A 12,641-nucleotide genomic window follows, 5' to 3' on the forward strand; every position below is an offset into this window, starting at 1 on the left:
GAGTTATTTTTGATAGTAGGAGAGAATTGTATTGACAATAAGGGTAATTTCCGCTTCGGTAAGGTCAGGAAAGCTGGGTAGGTTAATTCCTCTCCAGCCAAGATCCTCACCTGTTTTATGCCTTTCATATTTTGATGAATACATGGGCATGGTATGCACAGGATAAAAGAGCGGTCTTGTTTCAATCCCCGCTTGTTTCAATACCTCTCTTAATTCGTCCCGTTCGTCAGCACTTTTTACCAATATAGAACACATCCAGTATGAATGAAAAACGTTCTCACCTTCTTTATGGAAAGACACAGGTGTTCCCTCAAATGCCTTTTGATAGGTATGGGCAATTTCCCTTTTCCTTGCAATAATTTCCTCTATCCTTGATAACTGTGCAATGCCGATGGCAGCACATATATTGGTCATCCGGTAGTTATAACCAATTACATCATGCCAATATTCCCGGTGTTTAGCGAGTCCCTGGCCTTTAAAATGAACCAAGCGGTCGTAGAGTGTCTGGTCGTTGGTAACTACCATGCCGCCTTCGCCGGTCGTAATAGTTTTGTTGCCAAAAAAACTGAAGGTAGACACATCGCCAAAGGTGCCCACATACTGACCTTTATATTTGCTACCGATGGCTTCTGCACAATCTTCTATCAGGAAGATGCTGTTTTCCCGGCAGATGCCTGCCAGTGTATCCATTTCGCAGGGGTGCCCATATAAATGAACAGCCATTACCGCTTTGGTTCTGCTGGTAATTTTCTTTTTCACATGTCGGGGGTCCATCTGCCAGGTATCTGCCAGGGAATCTACAAAAACCGGGGTAGCACCGGTATAAGCAATGGCATTAACGGAAGCGATATAGGTTAGACTGGGCACTATTACCTCATCTCCAGGGCCAATACCAAGTGCCACTAATGCCAGATGCAGTGCTACTGTACCATTGCATACAGATGCTGCATGATCAACACCAATATATCTGGCGAATTCCTGTTCAAATGCTGTAATAAATTTTCCTTTGGAAGAAATCCAGGTGGAGTCAAGGCACTCCATTACATTCTTTTTTTCCTTTTCTCCCAGGGTTGGCTTATAAACAGGAATAGTATAATTATTCATAATCAATATTATTATCCCGGCAACCTTTTACGTACTGTCAGGTGCAGTTGACTGCTAACCGCTAACTGTAAAAGAATAGGTCAAGGACTTGAATAAATAAAAAAGACGTTAGTATTAAGGTGCTAACGTCAGGGGAAATTAATTTCCGCCACAATTTTACAGCAAATAGCTGGGTTAAACAAACCAGTTGTCCTAATTGAAGATGGTTTGTTGACTTTGTTTCGGTCCCGGAGTCATCATTGGCGCCAGGCCGGCATTTTTCAGGGCTGTCGGCCACTGGGCAAGCCTCGAAGGGTCTTCAACTCCATATTTAACCAAAAAATCCTATATTCTGTCATCTAAAAGATAATGCCATGATACACTATCTGTGCAGTACCTGCGGTGTGCAATATGATGCCGCCAGCCAGGCGCCGGAACATTGCCCTATTTGTGAAGATGACCGGCAATACGTTAATCCCAATGGCCAGAGCTGGACCACCCTGGAGCAGGTGCAGAAAACCCACCGGAATATTATAGAAATGGTGGCGCCCGACCTGTACGCCATTTACACCACGCCCGATTTTGCCATTGGGCAGCGGGCGCATTTACTGATCACCCCTTCGGGGAATATCCTCTGGGATTGCATTGCTAACCTCGACGCCTCTACGATAAATATTATTCGGCAGCTTGGCGGCATAAAAGTCATTGCCCTTTCCCATCCGCATTATTTTTCCACCATCGTGGAATGGAGCCATGCTTTTGGCAATATCCCCGTTTATGTGCATCAGCTGGATGCCGGGTGGTTGCAACGCCATGATGACGTGATCAAACTATGGGATGGCGGAGAGTTGCCGCTATGGGATGATATCAGACTGGTACTGTGCGGTGGTCATTTCCCGGGCGGTAACGTGTTGTATGCTCCTGCCGGAAAAGGCTGTTTGCTGGTGGGAGATGTTATACAGGTATCTTCCGACAGGAAAACAGTATCGGTGATGTATAGCTATCCAAATAATATTCCCGTATCAGCAAAGGAAATCAATGCCCTGCATGCCGCCATAAAACCGCTGAATTATGATGCGATGTATGGCGCTTTTGGAAAATATATTAAAACAGGAGCCCGGGAAGCGGTAGATTTTTCTCTGGAAAGGTACCTGCGTCATATACGGTAAATAGTTGATAAACAGGCATCTATATTTAAAGAAAATTATATTGAAAAATGGGCGTTGCAATGACCGCGCAAATGAACGGCGATTAACGGGTTGTTAATGGCCTGGCTGCGGGTTATTAGAAATTTTCTGCTTACTTTTGTGGATTGCCTTTTTATCAGCTGTTAAGTTTTTTTGATATATCTATTAACCCTTTTGCTGATAATAAAAGCGGGCAACAACGTATAGTATGTCGCTACCCCATTTGCTAAAATATGTTTACAACAACGGCACTGATGAAGTGATCCGCAGGGGGAAGCGTATTTTTTCTTCCGGGGGCGTTGAACTCATCGAGGCAGACCCGGTGCTGAAAACAGCTACCTTCCGCGTAAAGAGCGACACACATGCCAATTACTACCGCGTTTCCATCAACAAGTATGGGGAAACAAGCGGTATGTCTATCCGGTGTCAATGCCCTTACAACCTGGGCGACATCTGCCGGCACGAAGCCGCAGCGCTGTTCCAGCTCCAGGAAATGCTGGACAAAAATCATTTCGAGAGCTTCGACACACAGTTTGATCAGCAGCATACGCTGATTAAAATGAAGTCTATCGATATTAAATCCATTAAACTGCTTACCTCCGGTACCATACTGGCAGAGGCAGAGGAAATTGCCAAAAAACATCCCGCCAAAATAAACCTGGCTAAAGATGAAAAGGTAGAAGCTGTACTAACGCTTAACGGGAAAGAGTTTCCGCTGATTATCCAACGGAATGAAGAACGGTTTTTTGATACGCATTGCACCTGCGACGAAACAGAACATGCGCTATGCGTTCACAAAACAGCCCTGTTCCTGCAACTCCTGCAGAAAAACGGCCCGTTCTATTTCGATACACTCCGGAACTGGGACAAGGAAAAGAATAAGCTGCTATCACTATACGGCTATTCCCTTACCGATGACCTCGACGGAAAATTTGCCTTCTCTTACATGGATGGTAAACCCTTTCTGCGCGTACTCGACCCTTCCATCAAACGCGTAGATGGCGCTGCCGCAGGCCGGCAACCGGTTACAGCCCCACCGCCACCGGAAGAGACCATCACCATTACGCAAAGGCTGGCAGCAGTTTTCAACGCCAATGAAACACTGTATCCTTATTTTAAAATAGACCTGGTAAGCGGCGAAATAAACGAAGAACAAACCGCCTTCGTATCACTGGCCAGCAAACTGGATCTTACCAAATACATCGACTTCTACCAGTTCAAGGAAAAAGACCGTGAACTGATAGCGCCTATACGAAAATTACAGGGCACTGAAGTCAGCAAATTCCTCAGCAAAAATTCCCCCTTTGCCGGTATATGGGAAAATATTACGCATGAAAATGCAGAAGAGCTCCCTACCGAAACAAAAGAACTGATGCTGGAATACCTCCATCCCAAACTCGCCAAACTGTTCCCACAGCTGGCAGAACACGGACTGGTATTTGAACTGCCCAACAGGCAGGCCTTCAAAACAAAGAACCTGCAGCAACTGCAGATTGGCGCCGACAGGCTCAAACTGATCATAAAAACCAATACGGGTGATACTCATGTAGACATCAACTGCTATGTGAACATTGAAGGAGAACTGGTAAATGTATCTGAAAATGAATGGGAAAGCCCGTTAATGTTCCTGTACAAACAAGTGATCTATTTGTTTGAAAGCCCGCAGGATGCCCTCCACGTAGAGCTTTTCCGCCAGAACGGGCAGCTGCGTATCGCTAACCGGGAATGGCCGGCCTACCTGAAAGATTACCTGCTGCCGCTGAGCCGCCAGTACGATATACAGTTCGATAAAGGACTGCTCGCAGAACTGAAGGATGTAATGCCGGAACCACGGGTATTCCTGAAAGAACTCGGTGAAACATTTATCATACAGCCCGGTTTTGCTTACCGGGGCCAGGAAGTAGAGTGGAACGACGAAAGCAAGATCACCGTGCAGGAGGGAAATAAAGTGCTCGTTATCCACCGCAATAAAGATGCGGAAGATGCTTTTGTAAATAAGCTCCGCACTTTACATACCAACTTCGCACAACATGATAACCATAATTATTTTTATCTGCGCGCGAAAGAGGCGCTGAAAAATAACTGGTTCTTCCTGTTCTTCGATGCACTGAAGGAAATGAATGTGCGGGTGTTCGGATTCGATAACCTCCGCAACTTTAAATTCAGCTCGCATAAACCGGTCACTAACCTGCAGATCAGCTCCGGTATCGACTGGTTCGATGCACAGATCGAAGTACTGTATGGCGATCAGAAAGTAAGTATCAAGGATATTAAGAATGCGCTGGCCAACAAACAGAATTATGTTCAGCTGGCAGACGGCTCCCTGGGTCTGCTGCCGGAAGAATGGCTGCGCAAATACTCCCTGCTGTTTAAAGTTGGGGAAGAAAAAGATAAAGGACTTAAACTCAGCAAATACAACTTCAGCGTGATTGATGAGCTCTATGAGTTTATTGATGATGAAGCCGTAGTGCTGGAACTTGAACAGAAGCGCCGCAAACTATTGCAGTTCGATGAGATCCGCAGTATTGCCCTGCCGGAAAACCTGCAGGCAACTCTTCGCCCCTACCAGGAAAGCGGCTTCCAGTGGCTGAACTACCTCGATGATATCAAATGGGGCGGTATCCTGGCAGATGATATGGGGTTAGGTAAAACCATCCAGGCCCTCACCTTCCTGCAGTATTACAAGAATAAGCACGAAGGCAAAACAATGGCGCTGATCGTTTGTCCTACCACATTGATCTATAACTGGGAAAATGAGATCAGGAAATTTACACCGGATATCAGGCATCATATTCATCATGGCCCAGCGCGATTAAAATCCTCCGAGGAACTGGGTAAATTTGATGCTATCATTACCACCTATGGTACGCTCCGCAGTGATATTCAGCTGCTGATGAAGCTTGAATTTGACTACGTCATCCTCGATGAATCGCAGGCTATCAAGAACCCGCAGTCGAAAGTAACCAAAGCGGCACAACTGCTTCAAACCAAGAACCGGCTGGCGCTGAGCGGTACCCCCATGCAGAACAATACCTTCGATATTTATGCCCAGATGAACTTCCTGAACCCGGGTATGCTTGGCAGCGTAGACTTTTTCCGCAACGAATTTGCTACGCCCATCGATAAGTTCCAGGATGAAGAAAGAAAGGAACATCTGCGTAAACTGATCTATCCGTTTATTCTTCGGCGTACCAAGGAACAGGTGGCGAAAGATCTGCCGGAAAAAATAGAAACCGTGATCTTCTGCGAAATGGATGCGGAACAACGGCATATTTATGATGCCTACCGTAACACCTATCGCTCTAAGATCCTTGGTGTTATTGAAGACCAGGGTATGGAACGTTCCCAGCTTACCATCCTGCAGGGCCTCATGAAGCTGCGGCAGATATGCGATTCGCCCGCTATACTGAATGATACGGAGCAGTATCCGAATCATTCCGTGAAGCTGCATGAGCTTACCCGTGAAATTTCCGAAAACATCGGTAATCACAAAGTGCTGATCTTCTCTCAGTTCCTGGGAATGCTCGGATTGATCCGCGACCGGATGCAGCATCTCAAAATACCATATGAGTATTTTGATGGAAGCACTTCCACCGTTGATCGTGAAAAGGCTATCCAGAACTTCCAGCACAACGACGAATGCCGTGTATTCCTTATTTCACTGAAAGCCGGTGGCGTAGGTTTGAACCTCACTGCTGCTGATTATGTATACATCGTAGATCCATGGTGGAACCCGGCTGTAGAACAACAGGCCATTGACCGTACCCATCGTATCGGGCAAACCAAGAATATTTTTGCTTACCGCATGATCTGTAAAGATACCGTGGAAGAAAAAATATTGCAGTTGCAGGAACGCAAAAAGTCACTGGTGAAGGAAATTATTTCTGACGACAGTGGTTTTGTGAAAAAGCTGACGAAAGAAGATGTATTGTATTTGTTTAGTTAGAACAACAATAAACGATTCAGAAAAGAGCGGTTTTACGAAAGTAGAACCGCTTTTTTTTTTACAACATATTTTAAAAGATGTTCCTGGCCAGCACTTTCATTTTCTGCATACACCCTACCATTTCTGCATGGTTTGGCCATTGAGCACCTTCTCCACATCTCCCCTAAATATTATTTAATACACTGGTTATTAGTTAATTAAGAGAGAAATGAAGCCTTCTTGTCAATGCTGGCACTTCGCTGGCATTACCCTGTTTGTATCAAAACAATTGATCACATGCTACCAGATTCAAAAATCTCCCAATTGATAGGTTTACAGATTCCGGGCTTAACATTTCCCGCAGAACAACAAAAAGGAGCGATCAGCAAAGTGATTCACACCTTTGCCGGTTATACCGGCCGGATGATCAGAAGCGGGCAGCTTCATGAGGTAAAACGTTGTTTTAACGTGGCCGCTGTATTGTATCACAATGGGAGCAGTGCCCTGCGTAACGCTATAGAGGGCGCATTTATGTACACGCTCTCACCCCTCCTCTGTGGAAAACATAAGGAGCTGCTTCCTTTATCACTGAAGAATGTAAGGATTCAACATTTACAAACTATAGCTATTTAAAACACTTTTTATGATGACTATTCTCCTGGTACTGGCGGGATTGGCCTGCTTCGCGGTATTCTTCAAATCAGTCGACTATTTTGAAAAGATCTAAACACTGTTATTTATGAACGCATTATTTATTCTGTCACTTTTCGTTTTCGGCTATATGATCTATGTACTGTTGAAACCTGAAAAATTTTGATCGTAGATATCACTCCAACGCCTATACGCAAAGTTTATTTAACTGATTATAAAAATGACAACAGAAATCTCAGGCGTCATTGCCACCTACGGCATCACGCTATTACTTGCCTGGCCACTGTCGAGGTACATTGTAAAGGTATTCAGGGGCGATCGGACCTGGTCCGATTTTATGTCGCCGCTGGAACGCCTCATCTTTAAAATTTCCGGTATCAATCCTGCTGAGGAAATGAACTGGAAACAACACATGAAGGCATTGCTCACCATCAACCTTGTATGGTTTGTATATGCCTTCTTTACGCTGCTCTTCCAGGATAAACTGCCACTGAACCCCGATGGAAATCCCGGGCAGTCGGCTGACCTGGCGTTTAATACCGCCATCAGCTTTATGGTGAACTGTAACCTGCAGCACTACTCCGGCGAAACGGGTGTTACTTATTTCACACAATTATTTGTACTTGCCTTTCTGCAGTTTGTGAGCGCCGCCACCGGCATTGCTGCACTTATAGTGGTTTTCAAAGCCATGAAAGAAAAAACCACTACTAAGCTTGGAAATTTCTGGGATATTTTCCTGAAAACAATCACCCGTATCCTCTTACCAATAAGTATTGTAATTGCGCTGATCTTTGTTTTTAATGGTATGCCAGCCAGTTATGCCGGCAAAGAAGCTATTGTAACCATGCAGGGCGATACAGTGAATGTTTCGCATGGCCCTGTGGCGGGCTTTGTAGCGATCAAACATCTCGGTACCAACGGTGGCGGATGGTTTGGAGCCAACTCTGCACACCCGCTGGAGAATCCTAACTATGTGACCTGGATGACGGAAATGGTAGCACAGGTACTTATTCCTATCGCGATGGTATTTGCACTGGGAACGTTTATACAGCGAAGAAAGTTTGCGATGGTCATCTTCGGGATCATGACCATCGGGATGATATGCCTGCTGATCCCTTCCATGCAGCAGGAAATGGCTGGTAACCCTGCCATAGCCCATATGGGCATTCAACAGGCCACGGGGGCAATGGAAGGTAAGGAGGTGCGTTTTGGCGCTGCAGCTACGGGTTACTGGAGTACGGTCACTACTATTATTTCAACCGGTTCTGTATGCGGCTGGCACGATAGCACTATGCCTATGACCGGTATGATGCAACTGCTGGGTATGATGCTGAATTGCTTTTACGGCGGTTGCGGCGTAGGTATTCTCAATTATTACATCTTTATTATTATCGCTGTGTTTATATCGGGCCTGATGGTGGGCCGTACGCCTGAATTTATGGGTCATAAACTGGAGGCAAGGGAAGTAAAGATAGCTGCCATTATTACGCTGCTGTCGCCATTCCTGATACTGGCAGGTACTGCTTTATCGTCGTGGGTATTATCACATCACCCGGATGCCAACTGGGCGGTGAAGCCATCGGCCTGGTTAAATAATCCCGGCTATCACGGTTTTTCTGAAATGCTCTATGAGTACACTTCTTCCAATGCCAATAATGGTTCTGGTTTTGAAGGTTTGGGAGATGGAAACGTTTTCTGGAATGTATCTACCGGTTTTGTGCTGATCCTGGGCAGATTCCTGCCTATAATCGGACCGGTGGCTATTGCCGGGCTGATGGCCTCCAAGAAATACATACCTGAATCTGCCGGTACGCTGAAAACAGATTCACTCACTTTTGGAGCGATGACCTTTGCGGTAATCATTATCCTCACTGCCTTGTCTTATTTCCCGGCACTGGCACTGGGCCCGATCGCAGAGTATTTTTCCCTGTAATTTTTTTAATGACTGACTACCATGAAGCATGATAATAAATTGTTTCCGAAAGAACTGGTGATGGAGAGCCTGAAGCAGTCTTTCGTAAAACTGAACCCAAAATTAATGTTCAAAAACCCGGTGATGTTCACCGTGGAAATAGGCACTGCCGTAATGCTGATCGTAGCGCTGTATGCGATCTTTACCGGTAACAGGGAACAAGGCAGCGCGGCATATAATGTGGCTGTTTTTGTGATACTGTTCTTTACCGTGCTGTTCGCCAACTTCGCAGAAGCTATTGCAGAGGCACGTGGTAAAGCACAGGCAGAAAGCCTCCGCAAAACAAGGGAAGAAACACCCGCCAAAAAAGTAGAGCTGGTAGGCGAAATCTTCACCAATGAAATAAAAATTATTTCTTCCTCTTCCCTGCGCAAGGGCGACATCTTCGTATGCGATCCGGGCGATATTATTCCCGCCGATGGTGAAATAGTACAGGGTTTGGCCAGTATCGACGAATCGGCCATCACCGGTGAAAGCGCGCCGGTGATCCGGGAAGCCGGCGGCGACAAATCCAGTGTGGTGGGCGGTACCAAAGTATTGTCCGACCATATTAAAGTAAGGGTAAGCACAGAACCGGGAGAATCTTTCCTTGATAAAATGATTGCCCTGGTAGAAGGCGCCAGCAGGCAGAAAACACCAAATGAAATTGCACTGACGATCCTGCTGGCCAGCTTCACCCTGGTGTTTATTATTGTATGTGTAACGCTGAAACCATTTGCTGATTATGCACAAACGCCCATCACTATTGCGGCTTTTATCTCTCTCTTTGTATGTCTTATCCCTACTACCATTGGTGGTCTATTATCAGCCATCGGTATTGCCGGAATGGACCGCGCACTGCGTGCAAATGTGATCACCAAATCAGGGAAAGCCGTGGAAACTGCCGGCGATATTGATGTGCTGCTGCTGGATAAAACCGGTACCATCACTATCGGTAACCGTAAGGCCACTAACTTTTATGCTACCAATGGTATTCCTGCTGCAGAATTTATCCGCCTCTGCGCACTCAGCTCCTTATCGGATGAAACGCCGGAAGGCAGATCTATCGTGGAACTGGCAGGCAAAGAAGTAGTTAGTAAATTATCTGTAAGTGGTGCCAGCCTGGTGAAATTCACCGCAGAAACCCGCAGCAGCGGTATAGACCTGCCCGATGGAAGCCGTATCCGCAAAGGTGCTTACGATGCTATACGCCGGCTGGCAGAAAAGGAAGGGTTTACTTTCCCCGCAGAAACACTGGCTAAAGTGGAATCTATTTCAAAAGACGGCGGTACGCCACTGGTGGTAGCGCTCAACAGCAAAGTGCAAGGGGTTATAGAATTGCAGGATATCATTAAACCCGGTATCAGCGAGCGTTTCGACCGCCTGCGTAAAATGGGCGTGAAAACGGTGATGGTAACCGGTGATAACCCGCTTACTGCCAAATACATTGCCACCAAAGCCGGTGTGGACGACTTCATCGCGAAAGCTAAACCGGAAGATAAAATGAGCTATATCCGGAAGGAGCAGAATGAAGGCCGCCTTGTAGCCATGATGGGCGACGGTACCAATGATGCGCCTGCCCTGGCCCAGGCCGATGTAGGCGTAGCCATGAACAGTGGTACCCAGGCTGCCAAGGAAGCCGGCAACATGGTGGATCTTGACAACGATCCTACCAAACTGATTGAAATCGTGGAAATCGGAAAACAGCTGTTGATGACACGCGGCACCCTTACCACCTTTTCCATCGCCAATGATGTGGCGAAATATTTCGCTATCGTTCCCGCCTTGTTTGTGGCGTCTATACCTGCATTGCAGGGCATCAATATCATGAAACTGCACAGCCCCGAAACGGCCATCCTCAGTGCGGTGATATTTAACGCTATCATTATCCCGATGCTGATCCCGCTGGCTTTACGCGGGGTGGCTTACAAACCCATCGGCGCCAGTGCATTGCTTCGCCGTAACCTGCTGATCTATGGCGTTGGCGGTATCATAGCGCCGTTCATTGGTATCAAGCTGATTGATATGCTGATCGCGCTTTTGATGTAATTATAAACTGATAAAATTTAAAGAGATGAAAAAATATCTTTGGCCTTCTGTAAAACTCACATTGTTACTCGTGGTATTACTGGGAGGGTTATACCCACTGCTCATTGCTGCTGTTGCTAAAATGGCTCCCGGCGCAGGCGATGGTATCAAAGTAACACATAACGGAAGAGTAGTGGGTTATGAAAACATTGCGCAGAAATTCAGTGACGATAAATATTTTCAGCCCCGCCCTTCTACCGTGGATTATAATGCTGCAGGCTCCGGTGGCTCCAATAAAGCGGCCGGTAACCCCGACTACCTGAAAACAGTGCAGGAAAGGATCGACTCCTTTATGGTACACAATCCTGATGTTAAAAGAGAGAACATCCCCACAGAACTGGTTACCGCCTCTGCCAGCGGGTTAGACCCACACCTCACCCCTGCTGCCGCCTATGTACAGGTGCCGCGTGTAGCGAAGTTAAGAGGTATCTCCGCCGGTAAGCTGAAACAACTGATCGACGCCAATACCCAGGAGCCTTTAATGGGGCTGTTTGGTTTATCTACTGTGAACGTATTAAAACTGAACATAGCGCTCGATGATATGAAATAGGGCGCTGTCCTTTTATTCCTTTAACCTGTGAACGTCTTGTGAAAAAACCTTAGCTGGTAACCTGTCGCAGCAGGTTACCAGTAACTCAACTCACGCGAACCTGTATATTTAAAATGAAGAAGATTTTATTACTGGCCGGCGCCCTTGCAGCAGCTACTACTATGTTTGCCCAGGATGCTCCGCCACAAGAAAAAGAGAAAGGAAAAATAACCTTTTCCGGCTATGCTGAAGCATATTACAGCTATGACCTGAACAATCCGGAAAATCATACAAAGCCCGGGTTCCTGTACAACTATAACCGTCATAATGAATTAAACCTTAACCTGGCAATGGTGAAAGCCACCTATACATCAGACAGGGTCCGGGCCAACATAGGACTAATGGCAGGTACTTATCCGCAATACAACCTGGCCGCAGAACCTACCCTCATGCAATATGTCTACGAAGCCAATGTTGGTATCCGTGTAGGTAAAAATGTTTGGATCGATGCAGGGATAATGCCTGCGCATATCGGTTTTGAAAGCGCCATCGGGAAAGACTGCCCTACCCTTACCCGGAGCATCCTGGCAGAGAACTCACCGTATTATGAAACCGGCGCCAAAGTAACCTGGACGCCCAACGATAAATGGTCGTTTGCCGCCATGTATCTGAATGGATGGCAAAGGATCAAAAAAGTGGATGGCAATCAAACCCCTTCCTTTGGTACACAGATCACCTTTAAGCCAACAACAAAAATATTGCTCAACTGGAGCACTTATATCGGTAATGATCTGCCAGACAGTGCACGCCAGATGCGCTACTTTAATAATGTTTATGGTACCTTTAGTATAACAGATAAATTCAGCCTCATTGCAGGATTCGACTACGGATTGCAGCAGAAAGCCAAAGGATCGTCGGACTTCAACAGCTGGTACAGCCCCGTTGTAATTGCCAGGTATGCATTTACAGATAAATTTGCAATGGCAGGCCGTGTGGAACACTATAATGATCAGAACGGTGTTATTATAGGTACCGGTACACCGGAAGGCTTTCAAACTACCGGGTACTCGCTTAACCTTGATTTCACACCGGTAAATAACGTCATGTTTAGGCTGGAAGGCAGAACATTTAACGGAAAGGATAAAACATTCATGAAAGGAACAACGCCGGAAAACACCAATACTGCTGTCACAGCTTCACTGGCAGTATGGTTCTAACCAGATAATA

9 protein-coding genes are annotated in these 12,641 nt (G+C 46.2%); 8 read left to right on the plus strand and 1 reads right to left on the minus strand.

Annotated elements, in window-relative coordinates; all coding sequences use genetic code 11:
• Positions 1 to 3 precede the first annotated feature (3 nt).
• Positions 4 to 1,104, minus strand: coding sequence for a DegT/DnrJ/EryC1/StrS family aminotransferase (locus tag ABIE50_RS03890; protein ID WP_209855606.1), 1,101 nt, complete (start codon positions 1,102 to 1,104; stop codon positions 4 to 6).
• A gap of 353 nt (positions 1,105 to 1,457) precedes the next feature.
• Between ABIE50_RS03890 and ABIE50_RS03895 the strand changes: the two genes are divergently transcribed.
• The 8 genes from ABIE50_RS03895 to ABIE50_RS03930 all read left to right on the plus strand — a co-directional run bounded on the left by ABIE50_RS03895 (position 1,458) and on the right by ABIE50_RS03930 (position 12,631).
• The gene (locus ABIE50_RS03895) at positions 1,458 to 2,252 is read left to right on the plus strand and encodes an MBL fold metallo-hydrolase (protein WP_209855603.1); all 795 of its coding nucleotides are present in this window, start codon (positions 1,458 to 1,460) and stop codon (positions 2,250 to 2,252) included.
• 226 nt (positions 2,253 to 2,478) lie between these two features.
• Entirely contained in the window at positions 2,479 to 6,216 is a 3,738-nt protein-coding gene (locus tag ABIE50_RS03900; RefSeq protein ID WP_209855600.1) for a DEAD/DEAH box helicase, read from the plus strand.
• 276 nt (positions 6,217 to 6,492) lie between these two features.
• Positions 6,493 to 6,828, plus strand: a complete 336-nt coding sequence (locus ABIE50_RS03905; protein WP_142684400.1) for a DUF7674 family protein — start codon at positions 6,493 to 6,495, stop codon at positions 6,826 to 6,828.
• 106 nt (positions 6,829 to 6,934) lie between these two features.
• Positions 6,935 to 7,012: a potassium-transporting ATPase subunit F gene (locus tag ABIE50_RS03910; protein WP_142685518.1), complete on the plus strand. Its 78-nt coding sequence runs from the start codon at positions 6,935 to 6,937 to the stop codon at positions 7,010 to 7,012.
• Positions 7,013 to 7,066: 54 nt separating this feature from the next.
• Complete coding sequence (gene kdpA / locus ABIE50_RS03915; protein ID WP_209855596.1) at positions 7,067 to 8,779, plus strand: potassium-transporting ATPase subunit KdpA; 1,713 nt, start codon at positions 7,067 to 7,069, stop codon at positions 8,777 to 8,779.
• A 21-nt stretch (positions 8,780 to 8,800) separates the two neighbouring features.
• The gene (gene kdpB / locus ABIE50_RS03920) at positions 8,801 to 10,846 is read left to right on the plus strand and encodes a potassium-transporting ATPase subunit KdpB (protein WP_209855593.1); all 2,046 of its coding nucleotides are present in this window, start codon (positions 8,801 to 8,803) and stop codon (positions 10,844 to 10,846) included.
• Between the two features lie 25 nt (positions 10,847 to 10,871).
• Positions 10,872 to 11,435, plus strand: coding sequence for a potassium-transporting ATPase subunit KdpC (gene kdpC, locus ABIE50_RS03925; protein ID WP_209855589.1), 564 nt, complete (start codon positions 10,872 to 10,874; stop codon positions 11,433 to 11,435).
• A gap of 113 nt (positions 11,436 to 11,548) precedes the next feature.
• Positions 11,549 to 12,631: a porin gene (locus tag ABIE50_RS03930; RefSeq protein WP_209855587.1), complete on the plus strand. Its 1,083-nt coding sequence runs from the start codon at positions 11,549 to 11,551 to the stop codon at positions 12,629 to 12,631.
• The last annotated feature ends 10 nt before the right edge of the window (positions 12,632 to 12,641 follow it).

It is taken from the genome of Chitinophaga sp. OAE865 (assembly GCF_040546735.1).
Taxonomy (GTDB): Bacteria; Bacteroidota; Bacteroidia; order Chitinophagales; family Chitinophagaceae; genus Chitinophaga; species Chitinophaga polysaccharea_A.

What these genes read in the sequence shown, in the direction of transcription:
- ABIE50_RS03910 (WP_142685518.1), top strand. Translation starts at nt 6,935, where the DNA reads ATGAACGCATTATTTATTCTGTCACTTTTCGTTTTCGGCTATATGATC.
- kdpC (WP_209855589.1), top strand. Translation starts at nt 10,872, where the DNA reads ATGAAAAAATATCTTTGGCCTTCTGTAAAACTCACATTGTTACTCGTG.
- kdpB (WP_209855593.1), top strand. Translation starts at nt 8,801, where the DNA reads ATGAAGCATGATAATAAATTGTTTCCGAAAGAACTGGTGATGGAGAGC.
- ABIE50_RS03930 (WP_209855587.1), top strand. Translation starts at nt 11,549, where the DNA reads ATGAAGAAGATTTTATTACTGGCCGGCGCCCTTGCAGCAGCTACTACT.
- ABIE50_RS03895 (WP_209855603.1), top strand. Translation starts at nt 1,458, where the DNA reads ATGATACACTATCTGTGCAGTACCTGCGGTGTGCAATATGATGCCGCC.
- ABIE50_RS03905 (WP_142684400.1), top strand. Translation starts at nt 6,493, where the DNA reads ATGCTACCAGATTCAAAAATCTCCCAATTGATAGGTTTACAGATTCCG.
- kdpA (WP_209855596.1), top strand. Translation starts at nt 7,067, where the DNA reads ATGACAACAGAAATCTCAGGCGTCATTGCCACCTACGGCATCACGCTA.
- ABIE50_RS03890 (WP_209855606.1), bottom strand. Translation starts at nt 1,104, where the DNA reads ATGAATAATTATACTATTCCTGTTTATAAGCCAACCCTGGGAGAAAAG.
- ABIE50_RS03900 (WP_209855600.1), top strand. Translation starts at nt 2,479, where the DNA reads ATGTCGCTACCCCATTTGCTAAAATATGTTTACAACAACGGCACTGAT.